Source organism: Mesorhizobium sp. WSM4810, from assembly GCF_055811235.1.
Map to the genome: position 1 here is coordinate 1 of NZ_JBVVQV010000050.1, position 24,889 is coordinate 24,889.

Sequence of the window (24,889 nt, forward strand, 5' to 3'; positions counted from 1 at the left end):
GTTACCTGCCTGCAAGTCCGCTATCCACTTTATTGCAGCCCCTCCGACGAATCGACACGAAGGTCCGGAGAGGGTCAGACCGCGCCAGCGGGCCTCGCAAGTTAAACGTCCGCTAACGCTCTCCCTGTGCCGCAAGCGGACTTACCGCTTTCGGCCCAGATGCGGCGGGATTGCGGGCACACAGGCACATCACGTTGTTGATCAGCATAACCCAAGCCATCGCATCCTTGTGCGTGTTCACAATGCTTCCTCCATCTCCAGAGCCAACCCGAATTGCCGCGCCTGATCCTTGGCGGCTTGGGCGAAACGGCCCTTGTCGTCACGCGGCTGCGCGGGCCGATGCACAAGATGCGCGGCGGAGGTCTGCGCGGGATGGGCGGGGTGCTCCCTTTTCAGGCGAATCAAGTCACTGAAACCCACGATTTACCTCCGTAGCGGCGGTTTTCATAAGCTACCTGCCGTTCGCGTTCCGCCAGCTCGGTCTCGTTTTCCGGGACGCTGAAGCCGGGTAGAACCAGTCGGTGCCATGGCCGTGTCGCTGCCCATAGCCGCGGTCTTCCAGTTTTTGCGTAAACGCCTTTTCGAGCCGAGGTTTCGTTGTTGCGCTCGCCCAGCTTTTCCGCGGTGCGTAGGCGCATTTGGTCGGCACTTCGCCGCCTTTGCGCGCAGCATTCGGCCAGCCATTGGCCGATGGCGTCTTCGGCCTTGAGATAGGCGGTGGTGGCGTCGCGCACGCATTGCGGCGGCAGAGGGCCGTGCTGGTGCCAGGCGCGGCAGCCGGTATCCACGCCAGGATTTGCGGCCATTCGGCTTTCAGCTCTCAATTCGCGAGGCCCGGAACAACGGGCAGGCCCGGGTGTAACCGGGCGAAGCCTCCTTCGAAAATGAAGCTCACCTCGTTGCAGAGGGCCTAATATGGAGATCCATTTCAATCATACGATTCTGCCGGCTCGCGACAGCAAGGCCTCGGCAGATTTCCTGGCCGACATGCTGGGGCTGCCGGCGCCGCGGCGCTGGGGGCCGTTCCAATGGTCACGACCGACAACGACGCCAATCTCGACTATATGGATACCGAGGAGAAGGTCGTGCGCCAGCATTACGCCTTTCTGGTCGACGACGCCGAATTCGAACAGATATTCAACCGCATCCGCGAACGGAACTTGCCTTACTGGGCTGACCCCGGCCAACGAAAGCCGGGGGGAGACCAACGACCACGACGGTGGGCGCGGTCTCTACTTTGAAGACCCGAACGGGCATCTGCTCGAAATCATCACGCGTCCGTACGGCAGCGGCGGCTGGAATCCGTGAGCGTCGCGCCAAGGGAGCCTGCCCGATGGCAATCACCGCCGTCGAACCCTCCCAATCTGAGGAATCGGTGTGTCACTCCTGGCGCGACTGAGCCGTTGGCGAACCGGGCAATAGACCCGTTCCGGCCGTTCAGAGCCGAGCGCCCTTTACAAACCGGCTAGCTGATTGATCTTCGCTGCCATGATGAAATCGTTCTCGTGCAGGCCCCTGATCTTATGGGTCTGCAGCGAGATTTCCGCGTAGCCCCAGCCGAAGCAGATGTCCGGATGGTGCCCCTCCTCTTCCGCCAACCGGCCGACCTCGTCGATGAAGGTGAGTGCTTCCCGGAAGTCCGCGAACTTAAATTTGCGGCGTATCAGGTGTCCCGCCTCCAGAAGATCCCAGCCGGGCGTCTGGGAAAGATATCCGCCGGCTTCCTTCTCGGTCAGCGGCGGTATGCCGCCACGGCAGGGCGTACAGGTTTTCTGGGCAATGCTCTCTGCCATGACGATCTCCCTTATTGCACATCGGGGTTCCAGGTGCAGCGACCACTGTTTACCGCACCCGATATTTGCTCGCATAGTGCTTGCGGAGAAACTTGCGAATCTGCTCGGCAAGGCGCTTGTTGTCGGTCTCCCTCGGCCGATCGCTGTGCTTTTGTGGACTCAGTCGATCGGTGCCCCGGCTCTGTTTCGGGTGATTGTGCATCTCAAATCACCTGCGGCAACGGGGCCGCCTTCCGTTCAAGAGACGATCTCGACCGGGGGCCGCCGATCGTGAGCCCGAACCGAGGACGCTCTCTGGCCACCAGCGCCGGCGACTTGTCTGTATCGCCCGGTCACTCCAGCCAGCGGATCTCGATACCCATCGGTCGCTTCATCGACGGCGTTGCGAAAATCCATTCCCACATGACCATTATGGCGCAGGTATTGTGAACGGCAAGCTCAAACCCGAACAGAACCGGTTTGCGCCGCCGATTCTAGCCGCCGGATTGGGTCAGTAAACGGCGAACTCGCGCCAGGAGCGGTCTTTCATGGTCCAGCCAATGAGTGTCCGCATCACCCTTGCAGGTGGCGCGGCGGCTTGCCGGTCCAGCGGCACACCGCGCGGTAAATCACTGGAAATCGAAGGGACGCTTTGCGTTTCGCCGCCTATACGGCCTGATCGCGAAATTGGCATAGCTGGAGCAAGCTTTTACGTGTAGAATTTCTAGGGCGTTGAGGGGACTAGACGCTGCAATCTTCCCCAGCGCCTCTCGCGCGCTGCCTGGCAAAGGGAGGAAGTCGCAATGAGATCAATCGCCAAGGAGTTTTTGCTTGCAGCGGCGGTAGTGATTGGTGTCACGCTCGCGGCGGGCGCGCAGCAGAAGAGCCTTTATGAGCGCCTAGGCGGACAGCCGGCGATTACCGCAGTCGTGGACAGGTTCGTCGCTAATCTCGCCGCTGACAAGCGCATCAACACCTTTTTCGCCAACTCCGATATTCCGGCCTTCAAGAGCAAGCTGGTCGATCAAGTCTGTCAGGCCTCGGGCGGACCCTGCACTTACACCGGCAAGGACATGAAAGCCGCTCACCAAGGCTTGGGGATTACGGAGGCGGACTTTAACGCCCTGGTTGAAGACCTCACCGCGGCGCTCGATCACTTCAAGGTGCCAAAGCAGGAAAAAGACGAGTTGCTCGGTCTTTTGGCTCCGATGAAAAGCGACATTGTCGAGGGGTAGGACTTATCCGCTACACGCTGCCGGATGGGTCAGGTCTTCCCGTACGACGCCTTCGATGGAAGGGTCCGCAAGGGGTCGACTCCGGTGGTTACGCGAAAGTCTGCTTTGGCAGCGCATCGCGAACGTCGGGAAACTGGTGTGCTCGCGTCATACATTTTTCTGCTGGCAATGCTCCACCAATCACGACGTTCCGAGACGAGGGCTTGAAGAGCAGCAGAGGGTCAGGTCACGACAATACTGACACCGGACTGAATGTCCGCTCTTGAAGATCGGCAGCTGGAAGCTGCCAGTCCGCTGTCGGCCCTAATGCGGCACATTTGGTTCTCGGCTCGGAAGGGTCGCTCTTGGCACAACTGAGCCCATGACGAACAGCGGATCCCGCATGTGAGCGAAGTCGTTCTGACGTTGTTGGACGTTTGTTCGCCCAAAGTCGCATAAAAGTGCAGTCTGGAACTGGCCTCTCGCGAGGGCCATCGACCGATCGCATCAGGTCGTATCTAAGGCATAAGAAAAACCGGCAGTTTGCCCAATCCTTGCTGCGACTGCGCTGAGTCAAGCTCTAATCGGGCGCGTTGCCCGACCGTTGTGCGGGAGGGACTCTATGGCCCAGCAGGAGCAGGTGCAGTTGGAGGGCAGCGCCGCGGACTTAACGAGCGCTACTGTTATGACAGCAGGAACGAAGAAGCAGTCCTCATGGGCCGATGCATGCTATGCACGCCCAGCATGGTGCGGACATAGGCGAACTCCGGCGAAGAGTTTGACAGCGGAGATCAGCGCAAGATGTCCGACAGGCTCTCGGGCTTCTTCTCGCCAAGCGACAGATCAAGGCCCGACAGAAGGTCGATGAGATGACTTCGCATCAGGTCGGACGCGTTTTTTGCGTCGTGCTTTTCGATTGCATCGACGAGGGCGCGATGGGCGTGGCTTTCGCAGGTGGTGTCGCGGCGGTGCCAGTAGAGCGCGATGATCAGCGACGACCGCGACAACAGGTCTTTGACGAAGCCGGTCAGGATCGAATGGCCGGCGATTTCGGCGATGCCGACATGGAATTTTGCCGACAGCATTATGGCGTCGCTGTCGCGGCCGGCATGCAGGGCCTCGTGCTCTTTTTCGAGATGAAGCCGCAGTTGCGCGATCTCGGCCGGCTTTGCCACGTCGGCGGCAAGCGCCGCTACCTTGGGCTCGATCAGCGCCCGCGCTTCGAACACCTCGCGCGCTTCCTGCTTGGTCGGCTGGGCGACGAACGCGCCGCGGTTCGGCTCGAGCCGGGCCAAGCGGTCATGCGACAGCGCCTGCAGCGCCGCGCGTATCACCGCGCGGCTCACCGAATAGATCGAGGCGAGTTCGTCCTCGGGTAGTTTTGTGCCCGGTGCGAGGCGGTGGCTGACGATGGCATCGCGCAGGCCGGCATAGACCGGAAACCAGCGCATCGCCGGCTTGTCGTCCCGTGTCTTTGGTCGAAGCAGGTCCATCGTCTCATTGTCCCGGCGGCCGGATCGCATAGCGGCGCGAACACCGCGTTTCAGGCCGGACATCGAACATCCTGTGCGGGAATGTCAACAAATTTGCACGCATCAGGGTGCACGGCCGGAGGGCGAGAAGGGCGCAAAGATTCCGGCGAAGGATTTTTCGAGTGGAAGCTGGTAGCCGCCGCGCTTCGAGGTCGACAGGCCAAGGCCGACGAGGCTCTCGCAGAGTTTTACCGCGCAGGCGACGCCGTCGAGCACGGGAAGGCCATGTTCGCGGCTGAGCGCGGCGGCGAGGTCGGCCATGCCGGCGCATCCCAGCACAATCGCTTCGGCCCGGTCGTCGCGGATGGCGCGCTCGATCTCCTCCGAAATTCGATGGCGGGCGTTGGAGCCGGGCGCTTCGAGCTCCAGAACGGGAACGTCGCTTGCCCGCACCCTGGCGCAGCGGCTGGCGAGGCCGTAGCGCACCAGATTGTGCTCAATCGCCGGCACCGAACGCGACAGCGTCGTCACCACGCTGAACTTGCCGGCAATCAGGCTCGCCATGTGAAACGCCGCTTCGCCGATGCCGACCACCGGCATCTCGCCAACGCAGCGTACTGCGTCGAGGCCGGTGTCGTCGAAGCAGGCGATGACGCAGGCGCTCGCCGCCGGATGTCTCTGGATCTCGCCGATCATTCCCGGGATGGCGAAGACCTCGTCGAAATAGCCTTCGACGCTCGGCGGCCCGTCCTTCGGATTGACGGCGATGATCTTGGTGCCGGCCGAAGCCGCGCCGCGCGCCGCCTCGCCGATCTTTTCGGTCATGGACGCGGTGGTGTTGGGATTGACGACGAGTATGTCCATTTGCGCTTTCATATTTCGCCGCCGAGATAGAGTTTCTTGACCCGGTCGTCGCCAAGCAGCTCAGCCGAATGTCCGGCCAGCGCGATCTTTCCGGTCGTCAGCGCGTAGGCGCGCTGCGAGATGCGCAGCGCCATGCGCGAATTCTGCTCGACCAAGAGAACGCTGACCTTTTCGTCGCGATTGATCGCCACGATGGAGCGGGCGATGTCCTGGACGACCTTCGGCGCGACGCCGAGCGAGGGTTCATCGAGCAGCAGAAGCTTCGGTTTGGCCATCAGCGCCCGCCCGATCACCAGCATCTGCTGTTCGCCGCCGCTCATCGTGCCCGCCGTCTGGGAATAGCGTTCCTTCAGGCGCGGAAAGCGCCCGAGCACCATGTCCAGCGTCCTGGCGATTTCGGCCTTGTCGGTGCGGGTGAAGGCACCCATCATCAGATTGTCGCGCACCGTCATGTAGGAAAAGACGCGCCGACCCTCCGGCACCATGGCGATGCCCATCCTGACCAGCTCGTCCGGGCGCGTTCCGTCGATGCGGTGGCCCCGGAAATGAATCTCGCCGCTGCGGACTTTCTTCAGGCCGGTGATGGCGCGCAGGATCGAGGATTTGCCCGCGCCGTTCGCGCCGATCAGCGCGACGGTCTCGCCCTCGTTGACGTTGAGCGACACGCCCTTCAATGCATAGACATGGTCGTAGTAGAGTTCGACGTCGGAGACTTTCAGCAGTTCGCTCATGGCTAAAATCCGATCGTCTCATCTTCGGCGCCGAGATAGGCCTCGATGACCTTTTCGTTCTCCTGGATTTCCTTCGGCGTTCCCTCGGCGATTTTCACACCGAAGTTCAGGACGACGATGCGGTCGGAAATGTTCATGACGGCGGGCATATCGTGCTCGACCAGCAGGACAGTCACGCCGCGCTTCCGCACGCCGCGCACCATCTCCACCGCGCGCACGGTTTCGTCATGGTTCATGCCGGCGAAGGGCTCGTCGAGCAGAACAACGGTCGGGTTGGTGGCGAGCCCGATGGCAATCCCGAGCGCGCGCAGATGGCCGTGCGGCAGCGTGCTGGCGATCTCATGCCGTTGCGCGCCGAGATCGAGGAAGTCGATGATCTCGTCGGCCGAGCGGCCGAATTCATCCTCGTCGCGCCGTGCGGTATTCGTGCCGAGATAGAAGCCGGCAAGGCTGGCATTGGAACGCAGGTGATGCGCGATGATGACATTGTCGCGCACCGTCATGCCCTTGAAGATCGTCGTCTCCTGGAACGTGCGCACCACGCCCTTCCGGGCGACGATATGCGGCGCCAGGCCTGAAATCCGCTCTCCCCGGAACAGCACTTCGCCCGAGGTCGGATTGAGGAAAGAGGAAATCAGCTTGAACAGCGTCGACTTGCCGGCGCCGTTGGGGCCGATGACGGAGAGGATTTCGCGTTCGCGGACCGCGAAGGAAACATTGTTGACCGCGACCAGCCCGCCGAAGCGTTTGGTCACGGCCTTGATCTGGAGAAGCTCAGTCATGGTCCTAGCCCTGCTTCTTGCCGAACAGCCTGAGGCTGAGCAGGCCATTGGGAAGGAACAGCATCAGCGCGATCAGCACCGAAGAGAAGATCAGCAACTGGAACTCGCCGGTCTCGAACAGGAAATCCCAGCCGAAATAGAGCACGAAGGTGCCGATCATCGGCCCGAAGACGTGGCCGAGCCCGCCGAGGAAGCAGTTCAGCATGAAGTTCACCGAGTCGGTGACGGTGAAGCTCGACGGATAGATCGACTGCGAGATGGCGACGAACATCGCACCGCCGAGACCGCCGAGGAATGAGGAGATGGCGTAGGCGATAACGCGCAGATAGGCGATGTTGACGCCGATCGAGGAGGCCAGTTCCTCGTTCTGCTGCAACGACTGGCAGAGTTTGCCGATGCGCGAATGGACTAGGCGGTAGAGCGCCGCAAAGCACAGCACCATCAGCACAACCGACACCAGATAGAAGGCGGGACGCGGATTGGCGAGCGTCGCGAAATCTGGAAGGATGGTCAGCCCGAAGATCGAGATGCCGCCGGGGAGCGGAATGCTGACCATGCCCTTGGCGCCGTTGGTGATCGGCAGCGCCAGCGCCAGCAGCCGCGCCACTTCGGTCAAAACCAGCGTGACCATGGCGAAATAGACGCCGCGAAGCCTGAGGATGGGCAGTCCGATCAGCACGCTTGCAGCGGCGCAGAATAGCCCAGCCAGCGGCAGTGTCAGCCAGAACGACACACCGTACTGGACGACAAGAATGGCCGAAACATAGCCGCCCATAAGCGCGAAGGCGCCCTGGCCGATATTGATGCGGCCGATGTAGAAAGTCACCCACACCCCGGCGCTGGCGATGCTGAGCAGCGCGACCGAGGTCAGCGTGTAGTAGAGGTCGAGCCGACCGGTCGCCTCGATCAGCCAGGGCACGCCGACGAGTACGACCAGCAGGAAGACAGCGACGGCGAGGATGTTGCGTGTACGCTTCATGTTCATCATCCCCACGGCTTGCCCATGAGCCCGTTCGGGCGGATGCTCAGGAACACCATCAGCGCGGCGAAGATGACGAGATAAGTGACGTCGCCATATTGGCGTAGCACCGTCAGGCCGACCGATTCCATCATGCCGAGGATGAAGCCGCCTGCGATCGCTCCGCTGACCACGCCGGCCCCGCCGATCATCACCATCAAGAACGCCTTGATCGAGATCGGCCCGCCGATGCCCGAATTGACGCCGGTGATGGCGACCAGCAGCCCGCCGACTATGCCGGCAAGCATGGCGCCGAGCGCAAAGCCGATCATCGAATAGCGGTCGACCTCGACGCCCATCAGCTGCGCCGCGACCCGGTCCTGCGCCAGCGCCCGCATGGCGCGTCCCGGCTTGCTGTACTGCATGAAAAGCACGAAGGAGGCGATGAACAGTATGGCGAGTGCGCCGACCAGCAGCCGGTCGTAAGGCATTATGAGGCTGTCGGAGACGAAGACGCCGTTGACGATCTTCGGCACGCCGCGCTGCTTTTCACCGAACAGGAGGAGGATCACGGCGTCGAGGAAGAATGCGACCGCCGCCGCGAGAAGCATCGTACTTTCCTCCCGCACGCTTCGCCTAATCACCGTTCTGAAAAGGAATTTCTCGACCAGCGCTCCAATGACCAGCAGCGTGATCCCGGACGCGACGAGCGCGACGACGAAAGGTATGCCGAGCTGGCCATAGACGGTGTAGGTGACGAAGCCGCCGAGAACGTACATCTGCCCATGGGCAAAGTTAAGCACGTTCATCAGCGCGAAGATCAGGGTCAGACCGAGCGCGATCAAGGCGTATTGCGCGCCAAGATAAAGCCCGTTGGCGATGACTTGTTCCATCAAGATGGTTCCGGCCGTTCAGAGGCTGAAGACGAATGCTCGAGCCTGTGCGGCAATCCGCTTCGGTGCAGTTGCGTCAATCGACTTGAGCGACGAAGAGCGTCTCGAACTTGCCGTCGCGGTATTCCGTGACCACCATCGGGACCGAAAGCTGGCGCTTCTGGCCAAACGACGTCATTCCGACATAGGTCAGTTTGGCATCGTCCTTCAGATAGGGATTGGGCGCCGAGAAAGTGTCGATCGTCTTCTTGAACTCCTCGACATTGTCGATCGCAGCCGGGTTCGCCTTCAGCGTCTCGATGATGTATTCGAGCGCGTAGACCTTGGTGTTGGACTCGTCATTGTATTCGCCGAACATTTTCGTATAGCGTTCGACGAACTCTTTCATCGTGTCGGATGCGATTTCGGGCGTCGATGCGCCGCCGACCGAGATGAAGCCGTTGGCCAACTCGCCCGCGCCCTCTTCCAGCACCTTGGCATCCTGCGCCGTTTCGGTGGAGATCAGGCCTTCGTAGCCGAGCTCACGCGCGGCGCGGATCAGCAGCGGCGCATTGCCCGGCGCGACGCCCGAAAGCACCAGCAGGTCCGGTTTTTGCAAAACGATCGGCGTCAGTACCGGCGTGAAATCGCGGGTATCGTTTTGGTAGACATCCGTGGCAGCCACAATCTCGAGCCCGAGTGCCTTTGCCGCGGCAACACCGCCATCCCGCTGGCTCAGCGGATCGGATTCGTTGGCGGCGACAAAGGCAACTTTTTTCACGCCCCTGTTTTCCATGAGATATTTGTAGATCGCCGGAGCCGACTGGTAGTTGGCGATCATGCCGAGCACGGCGTTAGACGCCGGCGGGGTGTAGAGTTCCTTCGGGAATGCGTAGGGAAAATAGATGATGCCCTTGGATTCTGCCACGGGACGCACCGCCGCCGCGCCGTCGTCGACATTCGGACCGACGACATAGTGGATGCCCTCCTGGGCCATCTTCTCCATGCCGGCGATCGCCCGCTTCGGGTCCTTCTGGTCGTCGAAGGTGACGATTTTAATGTCATAGGTCTCGTCACCAATCTTCACACCGCCGGTTTCGTTGATCCAGGCGGCGCGTGTCTGCATCGAGCGGACGTTGGATGTGCCCCACGCAGCGGCCGCGCCACTCGTCACGCCGACAAAGCCGATCTTGAGTTCCTTGTTGGCGGCGTGCACCGTGATTGTGCCGCCGGCCATGATTGCCAGTGCGGAGACGGCGCCGAGCGCGGCGAATGTGATTATTGAACGTCTGTTGATCATTGTTCTTCCCCTTGGAGGCCGCGCATTGTTGCGACAGAACTCGACCGATACGCGGACTTATGTGAGTGAAGGCTCAAATCAATCACCTGTCAACAAAACTTTTAAAGATTGTTGACAATCTGGTGACCGGCCGTAGATGAAGGACGTAGGACCGATCGCGGTTCGGTGCTTTGCTCGAGAGCTTCGTGGTGTCTGAATTCCTGAAGCTCGCGTCGTGGTCAGAGCGACGGGTGTCTTTCTCACACTACCGGACCAAGGATCAGGACTAGGTCACGTCGTGATCGAGGATCGCGCGGTCGGGTCGTCGGTATCGAAGTGAAGGCCTCCGCAACGGTTCCGCAGGACTTTCGGGGATTGCGCCAGTTGCAGGAAGGAGTCCGCGATCGTTTTGTGCGCGGGCTGGTGCTGCACGACCATCACCGTGTGACGCCGTTCGGCGAAAAATTGCAAGCTGCACCGCTGTCGATTCCGTGGTCAATGTAGAGTTTCATAAAAGGCGGCGTGGAACTCGAACGTTCCGCTCAGGGCAGGCGCGCGGCCGCAAACTGTGGTAGGTGCTCGTTGCACATATCTTGGTCGCCCAGAGTGCCTCGTTGAGGCCATGCCGGCAAAGGCGGAAAGATGTCGGCCTACACGCGTTGGCCCGTGGGCAAGGGCTGTAATTGCCCCTTGGCGTGCTCGGAGGATAGGGCATGTGGAACGATGTCCCTATCGCAGTGTTAAATGGCGAAAAGAGGGAGGCAGTACGGTGGCTGATCTCAAAGAGACGGCATTGGTCGCGCGGCTGGCGGCGCGGCACGGGTTGTCAAGGGACGCGGTAGAAACCGTGCTGCGTGCCCTGCGCTCGGGCGGGGGTTCCATGGCCCAATTCAGCCATGCCGAATTCGGCGGCATGTCGCAGTGGTCATCAGGCATGACAATGGTCGGCGACATGTTCAACGATGCGCTAAGGGCGAAGCTGAACGCTGTGGCCACGGATCTCGCAGCCTATCTGCGGGAGAATCCTGAGGTTGCCCATAATGAGCCTGCCGAAGTGAGCTATAGATCGCATCAGCAGGTACCTGAAAGTTGGCCGGGCGGACTCGGCACACCCTCATCGACTGGATCGCAGAACCATTTGCGCTACGCGATCTATCCCGACACGCGGCGACTGGTCATCGAGGATGCCGGCCGGCGCACGATCTACGACACCGGCGATCACGTTATTTCGGGGATCGCCCAGGCGCAAAGTACGGATGCGACACTGACATTCCGCAGCCAGAACGGCCTTGTGCGGCTCTCGGAGCTGAAGAAGGTCGAGGCTTAAGGCGCGGCCCTACTAATGCCTCGCGGTGATGCTCGCGCCGCGCGCCATTCACAGCAGCGCGAGGCGCCTAAAGACGTCCTTCTTCGCCTCTTTTCGGTTCCGCCGCCGCTCCGTCTGCGGCCTGCTCCAGGCGCTCGACCGCCAAATGTCGGCGCGTCGGCTCTTTCGGCAGCCTGAAGGAATTCGACAACGGTCGACATCAGACGCTCGGCAACTTTTCGGTTCATGGCCAGTTCGATCGGGTCAGAATCGGTATCCAGTTCAAGAATACCGATCAGCGGATCTCGTGAGATTAGGGTGGGCATCGCTGGCAAGCAGTCTGTTGTATCCCGTTTTGCTGGGCTTGCGCTTCATGTGTGTCTCCGGCGGGAAGTGCGCGGTTCGGCGATTCTTCGCCTAAGTAGAGCGACACACTAGGACGGACGATCGATGCGCCGCTCATAAAGCTTCCCCGCAAGCGCATGGTGCCGTTGCTCCAACACCATCCACCGGGCGAGGTCAGTCCGAACGTCGATCGCGGATAGTTCGGCAAGGATTGCCTTGATCTCGACTATGATACTCTGGGCTTCTTGGTCGTCGCTGGGAATGATCATGCTCGCCTCCTAGATGGGCAGCAAACCACGGAATGCCCCATTTCAATAGTCCGTCGGGGAACCAAAGGAAATCAAAATGACGCGCTCGGCAGGGTTCGAACCTGCAACCTACGGATTCGAAGTCCGGTGCTCTATCCAGTTGAGCTACGAGCGCATGGCGGGTTGGGAATCGAGCGTTCCGGTGGGCCGACGTGAACAACCCGAGAGAGGGCGGAGGCGATGGCGCCGTTCTGATCACCCGGTCGCTATGGCAGGTCGTAGGTAGTGACGGTCGGCAGCGACCGTATCTCGCCCTTATTCTCGCCCGCTCAAGTGATTGCCGCCTCGTGGAAACCGGCTGTTTTCGAGGCTACCTGTTGAAATGCTCTGGATATCTGGAAGTACCCACAGTCAGAGCAGTCGAACTCCAGATAGTCACCGGCAGTCAGTTGTAATTGTTTCGTCGCCTTCCTGCAAATCGGGCACGGAGCCGAAAGCTTTGCCATTCCATGTCCTCCCGATACGCTTGAAAGAAACCATACGCGGCACTCACGCACAGGCAGCGCTATTGCGTTGATGGAGTTCTTGATCGGCGACTGCCCTTGGCTACCAAGCGCAACGAACGCCGGCGGAAGAAAGAGGCGGCTTAAGGAAGTGACTTGGCTAGATCAACCGATGCCGCTCCTTAGATTCGTTTGCCCGTCGCCTCGTGCCACTGGTGTCATTGGTTTTTACTCGCTGCGCCGCGTCGCTTTGAGCCCGATCTGAGTTCTTCTTCCTTCCGCTAGCGCCGCCTTCATTCTCCCATCGCTCGATCGCCCTCCGTTCGAGCGCCTTACGCGTCTTAAGCACGTCGAACTCAATGCCGACGCCAGCCGATAGAGCTTCACTCGCGATGGCGTCGGCAAGATCGGCGTCGGAGATTTCCAGTTCAGGAAAGATCTGTCTTATTGCTGCTAGGGCTTCCGAGAGAGCAAATGGTTTCAGGTCTCTTTGGACCTCGTTGAGGAAGACGCTAATTGCGGCGCGCACTTCAGGCTGAATTCGGTGGGTCGGGTCCGCGCTATTCATGGCGATTCTCCCTGGCAATCGTCTTAACGGTGCATACGCGTTGAGGGTTCCCCCACGCGCGCGGGCAGCAGTATTCGCGGGTAGCGACCACAGCCGGTGTGGCTTTCCTTGCTTTACAGAACGAGCTTGGCCGCATGCGCGACGCCGCCAGCCGAGGCAGTCTGGTCGCCAACCTCGACATCGGCCCGATCGAATACGCGGACATCGGATCCCGCCCAGTTCAAGTGGGATCAAGCCACTCGGGAATGGCGCCGGGGTTGAATGTTCTCCAAGCAGACTTGCGTTTTCTTCAAGCCAACATCCGCTACTGTGATGGCTTTCGGATGCGGGCGGTTCCACGTGTTGGCCTGGTGCCGGAGCCGGCGTCCGAAAGCCTCCGGGGAACGAACCCGCGGGATGGCGTGCAATCGGTCCCAAGACCGAGCCGAGCGGGATTTCGAACTTCTACGTCGAGGTAATTGCGCCGTCGGCTAATTCCGCTGATCCAGCGAAAACAGCCGTTCAAATACAAAGCAGGAATGACCGCTCGGTCCGCTTCCACGACCTCCGTGGCGACCCACTCCGTTTCCTGCCGGGACCGCTTATCACTAAGGATGCAAACCCGACTAGGGTGAACTGCCCGGAAGCGGCGCCAGTCGATCTCTGTTGCCGGCTGTCGCGTGGCGGCACCAAGGCGGTCAGAACCCGGACTGACGCCGGAGCCATTTTTCCGACTCTTTGCCGAAAAAATCCAACAATATCATGCCGTTAAACGCCTAAATGGTAGAGGGAAGGGCGCTGGAAACTAACCTTCTCCATTTTCGGCAATTCGCCAACCGTCGCGATCTCGCGATCGAGCAGCGTCCTCCAGTCACTCATAGCCTGTCATCTCGAGATAGCCGCGCCCGGCATGGGTGCCCTCAAATCGGATCGGGCCTTCCCAATAGGGAAAGCGTGTGTCCATCCAGGCTTCTGGGTTTAGCGTCCGGATGGTCACATCCACCCCTTTTTCCGACAATTGCACCCTCCAGCGGATCGGCACGCTACGTCCCGCGACTGTCGCCGTTTCGAGCGGCGTCACCCTTAGCGCGCCGGGGGCCTGCGGCTGCGGCCTGCCGTCGGCCTTGATCCATGTGGCCGATGTAAAGCCCGCGCCTCTGTCGCGCAGGCGAAAGCCCATCATCTTTTCGCCGCTGTCGAAATGCAGCGAGAACCAGTCCCACCCGGTTTGATCCTCAGCCAGCGGCTGCGAGGACCATTCGTGGTCCAACCACGCCTGACCGGTCACCGCAATCGCGCCTGCCGGAAGGGTCAGCGTGCCGGTCACGTGGTAGAATGGTTGCGAGTAATAATAGCTCGCCTGCCCCTTCTCGGATTTCACCGAATAGCCTTGCACTCCCTGCGGCACCAGAGGGCCTTTGGCGTCCAGCGCCAGTTCGTAGGAAAACGCCTGTCCCGCCGCACGCAGATCGAGCGCCGACAGCGCATCCGCCTCTGGCAGGGCCCGGCCTGCCATCTGCCAGTTGTCAATCCAGGCCGCAAAGGGCGCAGCCGTAACCCCCGCTTGGCCGATGCCGCCCCGTGCCATCCGTTCGGCCACGAATTGGTGCGTTTGCGACGTCAGCCCCGCATGGCCCATCCAAAGCTGCGGACTGGACCAGCCTGACCGCTCCACCGGGGCCAGGGCGGATCGGAAAAGAGTCCATTGCACGCCATAGTCCGCTCCATCCGCAGCTTGCAGGTTGGCGGTCAAATACCACCATTCGATCCGGTAACCGGGGTGCGGGCCGTGGTCTGCCGGGAAGTTGAATGCAGTCCCCGGCTGCGGCACTGAAAACCCGTCAGCCTCTGTGCCAAGCCCAGCAAAACCTTGGCCAAAGGCAGGTGCGGCCAAGCACATATAGATCAGCAATGCTCTAACGCTCATGTGCAAATACCTTCAGCAAATCCGATGGCGAAAGACGCGCCAGCCGCCAGGCAGGCACGGCGGCTGCAAGTCCGGCCGCCAGCAGCGCGAGCGCCGCCAGCCGCGCCCAGTCACCGGGAAAAAGGTGCATCGGCAGACGCCAGCCAAAAGCCTCGACATTCACCACCGCCAGCAGAACAAAGGCGAGCCCGATACCTACAGGCAGAGCGGCCAGCATGGTCAAGGCTGCCAACAACAAGCCGCGCCAAAGCTCCAGCCATACGAGGTGGCGGCGGGGCAGACCCATGGCCCAGACCGGCGCCAGTTGCGGTAGGCGCATCCCCGACAGGGTCATGAGGCTCGCAAACATCGCCAGCCCCGCGACTCCCAGCGTCAGCACATTCAGCGCGGCTGTCACTCTGAATGTGCGCTCAAACACTTTGAGCGAAAAGACCTTGATCCCGGCCTGGTCAATCACGTTCTGCGCGGGCAGCCCGAATTCCGCCCGCAAACCCGCAGCCAGTGCTTCGGCCTTGCCGGGGGCAATCCGAATGGCATAGCGCAGGCGGGAGACGTCAGGATAGTGCTGGAGCAGTGTGTCGATCCCGATGATCACTTGGCCGATCGGGTTGCCATAGTCGGCATAGACGCCGACGATGCTGGCCCGCCAGCCACCGGGCAGCGTGATCTGGTCCCCCAAGCCCAACTCCTGGCGCCGCGCCAGTTGTTCGTTGATCAGGGCGCCGTCGCTTGTGGCGATCCGGTCCCACACCTCCGGCACGTCGAATTTCGCATCGGCATCCATCTCGGCGACATCATCTTCGAGGACAACGACATCTATGGCGATGGCGTCAACATCGCGGCGCGCATCGAGAGCATCGCCAGGCCCGGCGGCGTCGCCGTGTCCGGCTCTGTGCGAGACCATATCGGCAACCGGCTCGATCTGACCTTCGAGGACACTGGCGAGCAGACGCTGAAGAACATTGATCGACCGGTCCGCGTTTACAACGTCAACCTCTTCGCCGACGCGCCGTGGCTGCACGCCGCAGCCGGCACGGAACGAGCCAAGACAAGATTCTCGCGACGCGGCTTCATTCTTGCTGCACTCGTTCTCGTTGCGGCAGCGATCGGCGTATACTACGGCGCGGAAATATGGCGGGCCGCTCCGGTTCGTTCGAGCGACATGCCGAGGATTGCGGTCCTTCCCTTCGACGATTTCAGTACCGGCGCGGACAAGGGATATCTCAGCGATGCCGTCGCCGAGGGGATCATCACCGAGCTTGCTCGGAGCAAGACTTATGCCGTCATCGCCCGGAACTCGAGCTTCAGGTACCGCGGCCATCCGGTTGACGCTAGGCAGATCGGAGATGAACTCGGCGTCGACTACCTCCTCGAAGGCAGCCAGCAGAAGATCGGAGACCAGCTGAAAGTGACCGCCCAGTTGCTGAATGCGCATGACGGATCGCATGTCTGGGCCAACACTTACAACCGCGAAATTGCCGATCTTTTCGTCGTCCAGGAGGAGATCATCCGCACGCTTGCGGATAGGGTCGGGCGCAGGATCGAGCGACCCTTGCCAAGGAGCGACGCCGCGCAGGTCAGCGCGCTCCGCTATGTCCTGATTGGTTTTGCCGAGACCGACAAGGATTTCTCTGCCGCGGGGAACGAGCTGCTACGGCAGTTCAGCCTCAAGGCGATCGAAGCGGATCCGGACTCCCAGTTCGGCTATATCGGGCTGGCCTGGTCCTATCGCCATGACGCGGTTTTCTGGCACAAGCAGGAAAATAACCCTGACGAGGCGTTGAAGCGCGCCGCCGAATACGCCGACAAGGCCATCCTGCTCGCTCCTGATGATGCTGAAGCGCATCATGTCCGCGCCAGAATTCATGCGGAAGCCGGCGAGGTGGAGCAGGCCCTTGTCCGGTACGATCAGGCGATAGCCCTGAACCCAAGCAATTCGGATACCCTCGTCAACAGTGCGGGCGTGCTGCTGAATGTTGGCCGCACCGACGAAGCTATCGATCGGATCAAGCAGGCTATGGGCATCGATCCTTTCCACCCTGACTGGTTCCACTGGGACATGGGCTGGGCGCTCTACGAAAAGAACGATTGCCGGGCTGCGCTGACGGCGATGCGGAAAATGTCCAGAATCCCGAGCGGCGCACACCGAATGCTTGCGGGGATCCACGCTTGTCTGGGAAACAAGCGGGAGGCAAAGGAAGCGCTTGCGGTTTTCCTCAAAGACTCGCCCGGCGACTCCATCAGCAAACAACGCAAGCAGTGGGAGAAGAATTACACCGCCCCCGGAGCCCTTGAGCGCTGGATCGGACACATGCGGTTCGCGGGCTTGCCGGAGTGAACGGCTGTCCGAGCGCGACCCCGCAGAAGACCGACTGGGTCGCTACGTTGAAGCAATTGTGTTATGAGCGCTGGTTGCCGGCCCCTTTCAAGCCATTCCGATGCTGTGACGTCTACAGCGGCACGGTTTGAACTTGCGACCCCTTTGCCGTGCAAGTTAGCCGGTCGATCGCTATCGATTGGTCCCGGTCAGGCATCGAAGAGGTCCTGTCCTAGCTAGGTTTCGGTGAGACAATCTCGACGAAAAAGATAAGGATCTTGAATGGCCTATTCTGTCCCACTTTCGAAATTGAGCGTTGAAAAGGTTCAAATCTTGCCTCCCGGCTAGGGGCACCATTTTCTACCCGAGACACCTTGAAAGCTCGGTGGGAGGTTATCCCAGGCGCACCTGGGATAACCCAATTGAGGCCGGGCCATTGCGTAGACTAAGTCGCCATTACATCGGCCCCGGCACCATCTTGGTCGGCTGCTCCGGCATCGGAAACGCGTAATTGTCGCATTTCACGTCGGGGTTCGTCGGGCTGAACATTCCAAGTGGGTTGTCTTTGAACAGCCAGACGTGAAGATCGTAATGGTAGAACTCCAACGGAATAAGCGGATAATGCCCCTCCATCGGCCCCTGGAACGTCTGTCCAAACAGTTTCGGCGGCTCCTTGGTGTCGGGCGTCAGCGGAACAAGCCATTCCACGGCCACCAGGCGCAAGCCGCCGTCGACCGGCTCATAGATAAGGACATTGGGGCGCGTCGGATCTGGTGTCGGGCTGACGCTCGCGACGTTGACGAAATGAATGCCCATCGCGCCCTTCGGGTAATCCATAGCTCCAGCCACTTTTTCGCCGCTGTAATAAACGCATCCGACCGTCGACAGGTAGAGGTCGCGAATGGCGGCCTTGTAGTCTTCGTACTTCGAAAGCGATTGTTTCAGGGCATCGATCTCGACCTTGCCGGGCTCGGCGGCCTGACCCGCGGCCGCAATCAGGCAGGCGCCGATGAGGCCGGTCAAAGCGAGAATACTGCGACGCCTGAAGTGAATTCTTTTCGTCATGCATTCCTCCCAGATTTTTGTTCTGGCCGTGCAGGACCGAGGCGGCAATGATGCTGGTTGCGCGGCCGAGATTGTCGCCGATGCTAATCCTTTCCGCTGGTTGGGAGAATTAACCCTGATGACCTAGGCCTTCGACACAGTTCTTCGACTGAGTCTGAAAGGGACTGTGGACGGTCGGTGCCGTCCGGCCTGCAGCTGCCAATTTCCAGCGCTGGTGATTAGCGTAAGCCCCTGCGCCTTCGTCATTCCCAGGCCGGAGCAAGGAGCGAAGCGACGCGGCGGCGCGGTAGACCAGGCGATGGTCCTGGATGATGCGCCGCGACCACCAGCCGGCGCTGCCCCTCTCTGCCTTCTCCCCTTGTGGGGCCCGAAGGGCGGGCGAGGCCCGTGACTCGCCCCGGGCGGTGGATTGGCGCGCAGCGCCAAGACGGTTACTGGACGGAGTGCTGTTGGGTGCCACTGGAGCACCCCCTCATCCGACCTCGCTTCGCGAGGCCACTTTCTCCCACAAGTGGAGAAGGGGAGCCGCCCTTTGCCCTACCGCCGTCCCAGCAAGCTCTTCACCCGGTTGCGCAGCAGGCGCGCCATGTTGCGGGTTTCGCGGTAGAGGTGGATCTGCGACGCCGCCTGGCGGGCGAGGCGGTCGGCGTCCGGCGTCAGGCCGAGGACCAGCGTGCCGATCGGCCGTCGCTCCGTCCATAGCCGGCTCATCACCGGATGGTCGGGCACGGCGCAGGAATCGGTCATCATGATGTTGGGATCGTCGAGATGCTGCCTGGTCACCTCGATCATCAGCAGCGTGCCCGGCGAATAGGCGGCGAGCGTCTCGTCATAGGCCGTCTTCCAGGTGTAGGCGACGCCAGCCTCGACGAAGACAACCAGGCAAGCGATGGTGCGGTCATCGAGCGTCAGTGAATGGATGCGGCACCGGTCGCGTTCGGCCAGCCGGTGCACGGCCTCGCGGGCAAAGGCGGCGCGGTAGCGGTCGATGGCCATGGCGGTGCGCTCGCGGCCTTTCCAGCCGGCGGCCTCAAGCGTCAAAAAACGCTCGATGGCATGGCGGATGTTTTCCGGTCCGCGCGCCACCTGATGCTCCAGCCTGCCCAGGTCGGCGAGGCGGCGTTTTAGGCGGCGGAACTCGCGATAATGGTGCGAGCGCAGCGAGGCCTTCAGATACTCATCGCCGTCGATCTCGCTTTCGAGCATCGGCCGTTCGGCCTTGCCGGTGGTGACCAGCGTCAGGCCACGCGTCTCGGCGACGGTGGCCAGCAGGCTGGCCACCGGGCCGTCGAGCCGGATGTCGGGCAGCACGAAGACTTTTGGCAGTTTGAGATGCGGCCGCGACAGCATCGCGAAGAAATCCTCGATGACGCCGACGGGATCGTCGCGGTCGACCAGCGGCGTGCCGATCGGCCCGAACGGGCTCGACCATGTGCGCATCACCCGCACGCCGAGCGGCGTCGCCGGCCGCTCCACCGAGAACGGCACCAGCAAGCGCAGCCGGTTGCGGTATTCGTCGCCGTCGCGGATGACCGCCAGCCGCACCTCGCGGTCTTCCAGTCGCGGCATGGCGGGTGCCAGGAAGCGCGGGTTGAAGAACACGTTGGGCTCGATCGTGCGGGCGCAGAGATAGTCGAGTTCCTCGACCAGGTCGAAGCCGGCGGAGGCGGCGTAAATTGCCAGTTTGCGCTGGGGCCGGCCGTTGGCCAACAATTCGATATGGGCGGGATCGGCTTCGCGGGCGAGCCCGGCGAGGCCCGACACCAGGGCGCCGGCCAGGCCGCCGCTGGTTTCCTCGAGCAACGGGATGGCAGCCATCACGCGGCTCCTTTGGCGGCTACGAAAATGACCATGACGATGCCGAGCCTGCGCCAGACCGTGAAGGACAGCGCGCCGGCTTCGAAGATCATCGCGAAGGCGGTGGCCATCGCCGCGCCCCACAGGCCGAAAAGCGGGATCAGCACCAGATTGAGGCCGATGTTGAAGGCCAGCGTCATGGCGTAGACGGCGGCGCAGATATTCTGGTTGCCGCTCATGGTGAGCAGGCTTTCGCAGGGGCCGACGGCGGCGCGGGCGACGACGCCGAAGACCAGCAGGAACAACAGCGGGTAGCCGGCAACGAATTCAGGCCCGAACAAGCTCAGCATCGGCTCGCCCAGCACCAGCACCAGCAGCGCCATCAACAGCGATGGCCAGAACGTCCACGACACGGTTTCGCGGGCGAAGGCGGCGAGCTTTTCGGGCTCGCCATGGGTGAATTGCGCGTAGCGCTGGGCGACGCCCGCCTTGACCGCAAAATAGACGAAATGCACCAGCGCCAGCGTCTTGACCGTGGCGAAATAGACGGCGACGTCGTTGGGATTCATATAGGCGCCGACCATCAGCACGTCGGCATTGGTGAGCAGGAAGAAGAAGCCTTCGACCAGGAAGATCGGCAGCGACACGAGGAACCATTGCGCGAAATGCAGCTTCCTCGGCCCGGCCGGGATTTTTTTGCCGATGCGCGCAGTGATGCCGATGAGCTGGCCGAGCGTGGTGGCATAGGTGGCGGCGATCGAGGCGAAGATCGCCGTCCTGGCATCGGGCGCAAAGCCGACCAGAAGCATCAGCGCCATCAGCGCCAGGATCAGCACCGGCCGCACCAGATAAGTCGGCGCCAGCGCAAACAGCGCCCACGAGTTGGCCCGCGCCAGCCCCTGCAGCAGATCGGACATGGCGATCATCGGCATGCAGATGAGGCCGAGAATGAACGGCACGACATAGTAGTTCTCGATAAACGGCGAGAGCAGCCAGACGCCGAGCGCGCCCAGTCCGGCGATCGCAGTCGAGGCGACCAGCACGAACAGGCGGCTGGTCAGCACGATGCCGCGCAGTTCGGCCAGCATGTTGCGCTCGCGATATTCGGGAATGAAGCGGATGATCGAGGTGTGGAAGCCGAGGCAGGCGAGATTGCCGACGATGACCATCGTCACCCAGACAAGGACAAAAATGCCATACTCGAACGAGCCCATCCAGCGCGCCATCAGCACCTGACTGACGAAAGCGATGACGGCGCTGACGATGCGGATGGAAAAGGCGATCAGCGACATGCGGCTGGCTTCGCCGCGCTCGTCGGCGGTGAACAGCACGGCATCGATGCGGCCAAGCAGCGGCTTTGCGCGCAGCGCAAGGCGCTGCGGCAGGAACCGCCCGGCTGTCGTCGCCGCGGAAAAGCGCACCCTGATCACACTCCGTTCTCGGCTTCTTTTCGGGTCTAGGTGTAGTCAAAACACATTAAGAAACGGTTGGGTGGGAGGTAGGAGTGTTCCCTTCTCCCCGTTCACGGGGAGAAGGTGCCGGCAGGCGGATGAGGGGCGCCGGCTTTGTGCCATGTTCGCCGTTCGCGGCAGAACGCGACGAAACGACAGGCCAGCTGATGGAAAGAAATAAGAGCTGAAGGCCCATTTCCGGTGTCGACGGGACAGCGCCCCCCTCTCGCCAGCCGGCCATCCCCCCACGGGTGGGGAGATTGGCTAATCGTGGGCGTTGGCGTCGCCCCTCATCCGCCCTTCGGGCACCTTCTCCCCGTGAACGGGGAGAAGGGAAGTGGGTGCTTACGCGAACGCCCCGTGGCAATGCTTGTACTTTTTCCCTGACCCGCACGGGCAGGCCTCGTTGCGGCCGACCTTGCCCCAGGTGGCGGGGTTTTGCGGGTCGCGGTTCTCGGGGGCGACGGTGGCGTGGGTCTCCTGGCGAACCAGAAGGCCGGTCTCGCCGCCATCAAAATCGTCCTCGCCGGTGGTGCCGTCGAGATGACTGCCGAACATGTCGGGCGCCTCGGGCGGCGGCGCTTCGGCGGCTTGGCGGACCAGCTCGACGCGCATCAATTGCGCGGTGACGGCCTGGCGCAGATTGCCCAGCATCGCCTGGAACAGCTCGAACGCCTCGCCCTTGTATTCCTGCAGCGGATCGCGCTGGGCGTAGCCGCGGAAGCCGACGACCGAGCGCAGGTGGTCGAGGTTGACGATGTGCTCGCGCCACAGATGGTCGAGCGTCTGCAGCACCACGGAGCGCTCGACATAGGCCATCACGTCGGGGCCGAAGCGCTCTGCACGCTCCTTGGCAGCGGTCTCGGCGGCCTGGCTGATGCGCTCGCGGATGTCGTCCTCGGCAATGCCCTCTTCCTTGACCCAGTCCTCGATGGGCAGGTCGAGATTGAGGAATTCGGCGACCTCAGCCTTGAGGCCAGCGACGTTCCACTGCTCGGCATAGGCGTTTTCGGGAATAGCCTTGGCGACGACCTCCTCGATGACGCCCTCGCGCATTTCGGCGATGGTCTCGGACAGGCCTTCACCGTCCATCAGCTCGAGGCGCTGCTCGAACACCACCTTGCGCTGGTCGTTCGAGACGTCGTCATATTTCAGCAGGTTCTTGCGGATGTCGAAGTTGCGCGCCTCGACCTTCTTCTGCGCCTTTTCCAGCGCCTTGTTGATCCAGGGGTGGATGATCGCCTCGTCTTCCTTGAGGCCAAGCTTCTGCAGCATGCCGTCCATGCGCTCGGAGCCGAAGATGCGCATCAGATCGTCCTGCAGCGACAGGAAGAATTTTGAGCGCCCGGGATCGCCCTGGCGGCCCGAGCGGCCGCGCAACTGGTTGTCGATGCGGCGCGATTCGTGGCGTTCGGTGGCGAGCACGTAGAGGCCGCCGGCGGCGAGCGCCTTCTCCTTCAGCCGGGCGACGTCGTCGCGGATTGCCTTTTCCCTGGCGTCGCGCTCGGGGCCGGCCGGCATGTCGCCAAGCTCCTCGGCGATGCGCATGTCGGCATTGCCGCCGAGCTGGATGTCGGTGCCGCGGCCGGCCATGTTGGTGGCAATGGTGATGGCGCCGGGTTTACCCGCCTGGGCGACGATCGCCGCCTCACGCTCATGGTGGCGGGCGTTCAGCACCTCGAAATCGGCAAAACCTTCCTTGCGCAGGCGTGCGGCCAGCAGCTCGGATTTCTCGATCGAGGTGGTGCCGACCAAGGTAGGCTGGCCTTTTTCGCGGGCTTCCTTGATCTCCCTGACGATCGCCTTGTACTTCTCCTCGACGGTCCGGTAGACCTCGTCGTCCTCGTCAATACGGATGACCGGCAGATTGGTCGGGATCTCGGTGACGTCGAGATTGTAGATGTTGGCGAATTCCTCGGCCTCGGTCAGCGCCGTGCCGGTCATGCCGGCGAGCTTCTTGTAGAGGCGGAAATAGTTCTGGAAGGTGACGGAGGCGAGCGTCTGGTTCTCCGGCTGGATCGCCACATGCTCCTTGGCCTCGAGCGCCTGGTGCAGGCCTTCCGAATAGCGGCGGCCCGGCATCATGCGGCCGGTGAATTCGTCGATGATGACGATCTCGCCGTTGCGCACGATGTAGTCCTTGTCCTTCTGGAACAGTTGGTGCGCCTTGAGCGCATTGTTGACGTGGTGGACGATGGCGACGTTCTCGACGTCGTAGAGCGACTCACCCTTGAGCAGGCCGGCGTCGCGCAAAAGGTTTTCCAGCTTCTCGGTGCCATCCTCGGTAAAGATCGAGGTCTTCTGCTTCTCGTCGATCTCATAGTCGGCCGGCTCGAGCTTCAGCATGAAGGCGTCGATGGTATTGTACATTTCCGAGCGGTCCTCGAGCGGACCGGAAATGATCAGCGGCGTGCGCGCCTCGTCGACGAGGATGGAATCGACCTCGTCGACGATCGCGTAGCTGTGGCCGCGCTGCACCATCTGGGCGCGCTCGTATTTCATGTTGTCGCGCAGATAGTCGAAGCCGAGCTCGTTGTTGGTGGCGTAGGTGACGTCGGCGGCATAGGCGGCGTGGCGTTCCTCGTCGGACAGGCCATGGACGATGACGCCGACGGTAAGGCCGAGGAATTTGTAGACGCGGCCCATCCATTCGGAGTCGCGTGTGGCAAGATAGTCGTTGACGGTGACGACATGGACGCCTTTGCCGGCAAGCGCGTTGAGATAGACGGGCAGGGTGGCGACCAGCGTCTTGCCCTCGCCGGTGCGCATCTCGGCGATGCCGCCATTATGCAGCACCATGCCGCCGATCAGCTGCACGTCGAACGGGCGCATGCCGAGCACGCGGCGCGCCGCCTCGCGCACGGTGGCGAAGGCCGGCACCAGGAGATCGTCGAGACTGGCGCCGTTGGCGACGTCCTGGCGGAATTTTTCCGTGCGGGCCGTCAGTTCGGCGTCGGAGAGCGCCCGCATCTCGTTTTCCATGGCGTTGATCGCTTCGACGCGCGGTCGGGTTGACTTGACCCGGCGATCGTTGGAGGAGCCGAAAACCTTACGGGCGAGACCGCCAAAACTGACCATTCAATGGTCCTTTCGATAGCATTCCAAGTCGTTGCGACGGGTGCCGGCCGGCCCCATCAAATCCACGTGAAACGCGGACAAACGCAAAAAGCGCCCGGAAAACGGTTCTGGACGCAAAGTCGTTGGACAGATAAGAGGGGGCTCAATCGATGTCAACGGCGCGCTGGCCCTGACGACCGTGCCAAATTCCGCCACAATCCGGCTGGTCTGGAAGCCATCCCGCCCTAGCTATCCCCATTGGAGTTAATTGTATGTCCTTATTGTTCCGCCGCGCGTCGCTCGCCAGCCTTGGCTTGGCATTCGGGCTGACGGCGCTGTCGCTGTCGCCAGCGATGGCGCAGGACACCGCGCCCGCCCAACC

23 protein-coding genes, 1 tRNA gene and 1 pseudogene are annotated in these 24,889 nt (G+C 61.8%); 6 read left to right on the top strand and 19 right to left on the bottom strand.

Translation table 11 applies throughout. The features are described 5' to 3' along the window. Nucleotides 1–237: 237 nt before the first annotated feature. Both AC0L3O_RS34225 and AC0L3O_RS34230 read right to left on the bottom strand, forming a co-directional pair. Entirely contained in the window at nucleotides 238–420 is a 183-nt protein-coding gene (locus tag AC0L3O_RS34225; RefSeq protein ID WP_156942545.1) for a hypothetical protein, read from the bottom strand. Next, entirely contained in the window at nucleotides 402–806 is a 405-nt protein-coding gene (locus AC0L3O_RS34230) for a hypothetical protein (RefSeq protein WP_473617980.1), read from the bottom strand. Before AC0L3O_RS34230 ends, AC0L3O_RS34225 begins: the two co-directional genes overlap by 19 nt. Before the next feature lie 181 nt (nucleotides 807–987). Here AC0L3O_RS34230 and AC0L3O_RS34235 point away from each other — a divergent pair, with 181 nt between their 5' ends. Beyond that, entirely contained in the window at nucleotides 988–1,308 is a 321-nt protein-coding gene (locus AC0L3O_RS34235; RefSeq protein ID WP_373420391.1) for a VOC family protein, read from the top strand. Nucleotides 1,309–1,454: 146 nt separating this feature from the next. Here AC0L3O_RS34235 and AC0L3O_RS34240 read toward each other — a convergent pair whose 3' ends face one another. After that, nucleotides 1,455–1,793: a 4a-hydroxytetrahydrobiopterin dehydratase gene (locus AC0L3O_RS34240; protein ID WP_023797260.1), complete on the bottom strand. Its 339-nt coding sequence runs from the start codon at nucleotides 1,791–1,793 to the stop codon at nucleotides 1,455–1,457. A gap of 782 nt (nucleotides 1,794–2,575) precedes the next feature. Here AC0L3O_RS34240 and AC0L3O_RS34245 point away from each other — a divergent pair. Further along, a complete protein-coding gene (locus AC0L3O_RS34245) occupies nucleotides 2,576–3,007 on the top strand; it encodes a group I truncated hemoglobin (RefSeq protein ID WP_254020460.1) in 432 nt (143 codons plus the stop codon). Between the two features lie 770 nt (nucleotides 3,008–3,777). Here the strand turns inward: AC0L3O_RS34245 and AC0L3O_RS34250 are convergent. The 7 genes from AC0L3O_RS34250 to AC0L3O_RS34280 all read right to left on the bottom strand — a co-directional run bounded on the left by AC0L3O_RS34250 (nucleotide 3,778) and on the right by AC0L3O_RS34280 (nucleotide 9,965). After that, nucleotides 3,778–4,479: a GntR family transcriptional regulator gene (locus tag AC0L3O_RS34250; protein WP_031254144.1), complete on the bottom strand. Its 702-nt coding sequence runs from the start codon at nucleotides 4,477–4,479 to the stop codon at nucleotides 3,778–3,780. A 102-nt stretch (nucleotides 4,480–4,581) separates the two neighbouring features. After that, complete coding sequence (locus AC0L3O_RS34255; protein WP_023797264.1) at nucleotides 4,582–5,322, bottom strand: aspartate/glutamate racemase family protein; 741 nt, start codon at nucleotides 5,320–5,322, stop codon at nucleotides 4,582–4,584. 8 nt (nucleotides 5,323–5,330) lie between these two features. Beyond that, a complete protein-coding gene (locus tag AC0L3O_RS34260; protein ID WP_473617982.1) occupies nucleotides 5,331–6,053 on the bottom strand; it encodes an ABC transporter ATP-binding protein in 723 nt (240 codons plus the stop codon). 2 nt (nucleotides 6,054–6,055) lie between these two features. Continuing rightward, nucleotides 6,056–6,835 carry an ABC transporter ATP-binding protein gene (locus AC0L3O_RS34265; RefSeq protein ID WP_023797266.1) on the bottom strand — a complete coding sequence of 260 codons (780 nt, stop codon included), beginning with the start codon at nucleotides 6,833–6,835 and terminating at the stop codon, nucleotides 6,056–6,058. Nucleotides 6,836–6,839: 4 nt separating this feature from the next. Continuing rightward, a complete protein-coding gene (locus tag AC0L3O_RS34270) occupies nucleotides 6,840–7,814 on the bottom strand; it encodes a branched-chain amino acid ABC transporter permease (protein WP_023797267.1) in 975 nt (324 codons plus the stop codon). 5 nt (nucleotides 7,815–7,819) lie between these two features. Continuing rightward, complete coding sequence (locus tag AC0L3O_RS34275; RefSeq protein ID WP_023797268.1) at nucleotides 7,820–8,686, bottom strand: branched-chain amino acid ABC transporter permease; 867 nt, start codon at nucleotides 8,684–8,686, stop codon at nucleotides 7,820–7,822. Between the two features lie 76 nt (nucleotides 8,687–8,762). Further along, nucleotides 8,763–9,965 (bottom strand): ABC transporter substrate-binding protein, encoded by a 1,203-nt coding sequence (locus tag AC0L3O_RS34280; RefSeq protein WP_473536229.1) that lies wholly within the window; start codon nucleotides 9,963–9,965, stop codon nucleotides 8,763–8,765. A 354-nt stretch (nucleotides 9,966–10,319) separates the two neighbouring features. On the opposite strand from AC0L3O_RS34280, the gene AC0L3O_RS34285 reads away from it, so the two are divergent. Together AC0L3O_RS34285 and AC0L3O_RS34290 are read left to right on the top strand one after the other, a co-directional pair. Further along, complete coding sequence (locus AC0L3O_RS34285; RefSeq protein ID WP_473536230.1) at nucleotides 10,320–10,448, top strand: hypothetical protein; 129 nt, start codon at nucleotides 10,320–10,322, stop codon at nucleotides 10,446–10,448. A 211-nt stretch (nucleotides 10,449–10,659) separates the two neighbouring features. Beyond that, complete coding sequence (locus AC0L3O_RS34290; protein ID WP_473617983.1) at nucleotides 10,660–11,271, top strand: hypothetical protein; 612 nt, start codon at nucleotides 10,660–10,662, stop codon at nucleotides 11,269–11,271. A 413-nt stretch (nucleotides 11,272–11,684) separates the two neighbouring features. Here the strand turns inward: AC0L3O_RS34290 and AC0L3O_RS34295 are convergent, their stop codons facing one another. The 5 genes from AC0L3O_RS34295 to AC0L3O_RS34315 form a co-directional block, all read right to left on the bottom strand. Then, nucleotides 11,685–11,864: a hypothetical protein gene (locus AC0L3O_RS34295; protein WP_473536232.1), complete on the bottom strand. Its 180-nt coding sequence runs from the start codon at nucleotides 11,862–11,864 to the stop codon at nucleotides 11,685–11,687. Nucleotides 11,865–11,944: 80 nt separating this feature from the next. Further along, a tRNA-Arg gene (locus AC0L3O_RS34300) sits at nucleotides 11,945–12,018 on the bottom strand. A 488-nt stretch (nucleotides 12,019–12,506) separates the two neighbouring features. Next, complete coding sequence (locus AC0L3O_RS34305) at nucleotides 12,507–12,914, bottom strand: hypothetical protein (RefSeq protein WP_473536233.1); 408 nt, start codon at nucleotides 12,912–12,914, stop codon at nucleotides 12,507–12,509. Between the two features lie 850 nt (nucleotides 12,915–13,764). Continuing rightward, on the bottom strand, nucleotides 13,765–14,820 hold the full coding sequence (locus AC0L3O_RS34310; RefSeq protein WP_473617984.1) for a lipocalin-like domain-containing protein: 1,056 nt from the start codon (nucleotides 14,818–14,820) through the stop codon (nucleotides 13,765–13,767). After that, nucleotides 14,810–15,604 carry an ABC transporter permease gene (locus AC0L3O_RS34315; protein WP_473617986.1) on the bottom strand — a complete coding sequence of 265 codons (795 nt, stop codon included), beginning with the start codon at nucleotides 15,602–15,604 and terminating at the stop codon, nucleotides 14,810–14,812. Before AC0L3O_RS34315 ends, AC0L3O_RS34310 begins: the two co-directional genes overlap by 11 nt. On the opposite strand from AC0L3O_RS34315, the pseudogene AC0L3O_RS34320 reads away from it, so the two are divergent. Then, nucleotides 15,524–15,721: pseudogene (locus AC0L3O_RS34320) on the top strand (adenylate/guanylate cyclase domain-containing protein); the annotation flags it as partial. The gene AC0L3O_RS34315 and the pseudogene AC0L3O_RS34320 sit on opposite strands and share 81 nt — an antisense overlap. A gap of 507 nt (nucleotides 15,722–16,228) precedes the next feature. Continuing rightward, a complete protein-coding gene (locus tag AC0L3O_RS34325; RefSeq protein ID WP_473617988.1) occupies nucleotides 16,229–17,158 on the top strand; it encodes a tetratricopeptide repeat protein in 930 nt (309 codons plus the stop codon). A gap of 435 nt (nucleotides 17,159–17,593) precedes the next feature. On the opposite strand, the gene AC0L3O_RS34330 is transcribed toward AC0L3O_RS34325, so the two are convergent. The 4 genes from AC0L3O_RS34330 to secA all read right to left on the bottom strand — a co-directional run bounded on the left by AC0L3O_RS34330 (nucleotide 17,594) and on the right by secA (nucleotide 24,528). After that, nucleotides 17,594–18,202 carry a hypothetical protein gene (locus AC0L3O_RS34330; protein WP_023797279.1) on the bottom strand — a complete coding sequence of 203 codons (609 nt, stop codon included), beginning with the start codon at nucleotides 18,200–18,202 and terminating at the stop codon, nucleotides 17,594–17,596. Nucleotides 18,203–18,739: 537 nt separating this feature from the next. Next, nucleotides 18,740–20,020: a GNAT family N-acetyltransferase gene (locus AC0L3O_RS34335; protein ID WP_473617987.1), complete on the bottom strand. Its 1,281-nt coding sequence runs from the start codon at nucleotides 20,018–20,020 to the stop codon at nucleotides 18,740–18,742. Next, entirely contained in the window at nucleotides 20,020–21,420 is a 1,401-nt protein-coding gene (locus tag AC0L3O_RS34340; RefSeq protein WP_128246139.1) for a lipopolysaccharide biosynthesis protein, read from the bottom strand. Before AC0L3O_RS34340 ends, AC0L3O_RS34335 begins: the two co-directional genes overlap by 1 nt. Nucleotides 21,421–21,795: 375 nt before the next feature. Further along, nucleotides 21,796–24,528, bottom strand: a complete 2,733-nt coding sequence (gene secA / locus AC0L3O_RS34345; protein WP_023797283.1) for a preprotein translocase subunit SecA — start codon at nucleotides 24,526–24,528, stop codon at nucleotides 21,796–21,798. Nucleotides 24,529–24,889 lie beyond the last annotated feature (361 nt).

Bases quoted from the DNA above. Each gene is read 5' to 3' on its own strand.
- AC0L3O_RS34230 (WP_473617980.1), bottom strand. From the start codon at position 806: ATGGCCGCAAATCCTGGCGTGGATACCGGCTGCCGCGCCTGGCACCAG.
- AC0L3O_RS34235 (WP_373420391.1), top strand. From the start codon at position 988: ATGCTGGGGCTGCCGGCGCCGCGGCGCTGGGGGCCGTTCCAATGGTCA.
- AC0L3O_RS34240 (WP_023797260.1), bottom strand. From the start codon at position 1,793: ATGGCAGAGAGCATTGCCCAGAAAACCTGTACGCCCTGCCGTGGCGGC.
- AC0L3O_RS34245 (WP_254020460.1), top strand. From the start codon at position 2,576: ATGAGATCAATCGCCAAGGAGTTTTTGCTTGCAGCGGCGGTAGTGATT.
- AC0L3O_RS34250 (WP_031254144.1), bottom strand. From the start codon at position 4,479: ATGGACCTGCTTCGACCAAAGACACGGGACGACAAGCCGGCGATGCGC.
- AC0L3O_RS34255 (WP_023797264.1), bottom strand. From the start codon at position 5,322: ATGGACATACTCGTCGTCAATCCCAACACCACCGCGTCCATGACCGAA.
- AC0L3O_RS34260 (WP_473617982.1), bottom strand. From the start codon at position 6,053: ATGAGCGAACTGCTGAAAGTCTCCGACGTCGAACTCTACTACGACCAT.
- AC0L3O_RS34265 (WP_023797266.1), bottom strand. From the start codon at position 6,835: ATGACTGAGCTTCTCCAGATCAAGGCCGTGACCAAACGCTTCGGCGGG.
- AC0L3O_RS34270 (WP_023797267.1), bottom strand. From the start codon at position 7,814: ATGAAGCGTACACGCAACATCCTCGCCGTCGCTGTCTTCCTGCTGGTC.
- AC0L3O_RS34275 (WP_023797268.1), bottom strand. From the start codon at position 8,686: ATGGAACAAGTCATCGCCAACGGGCTTTATCTTGGCGCGCAATACGCC.
- AC0L3O_RS34280 (WP_473536229.1), bottom strand. From the start codon at position 9,965: ATGATCAACAGACGTTCAATAATCACATTCGCCGCGCTCGGCGCCGTC.
- AC0L3O_RS34295 (WP_473536232.1), bottom strand. From the start codon at position 11,864: ATGATCATTCCCAGCGACGACCAAGAAGCCCAGAGTATCATAGTCGAG.
- AC0L3O_RS34305 (WP_473536233.1), bottom strand. From the start codon at position 12,914: ATGAATAGCGCGGACCCGACCCACCGAATTCAGCCTGAAGTGCGCGCC.
- AC0L3O_RS34310 (WP_473617984.1), bottom strand. From the start codon at position 14,820: ATGAGCGTTAGAGCATTGCTGATCTATATGTGCTTGGCCGCACCTGCC.
- AC0L3O_RS34315 (WP_473617986.1), bottom strand. From the start codon at position 15,604: ATGGATGCCGATGCGAAATTCGACGTGCCGGAGGTGTGGGACCGGATC.
- AC0L3O_RS34330 (WP_023797279.1), bottom strand. From the start codon at position 18,202: ATGACGAAAAGAATTCACTTCAGGCGTCGCAGTATTCTCGCTTTGACC.
- AC0L3O_RS34335 (WP_473617987.1), bottom strand. From the start codon at position 20,020: ATGGCTGCCATCCCGTTGCTCGAGGAAACCAGCGGCGGCCTGGCCGGC.
- secA (WP_023797283.1), bottom strand. From the start codon at position 24,528: ATGGTCAGTTTTGGCGGTCTCGCCCGTAAGGTTTTCGGCTCCTCCAAC.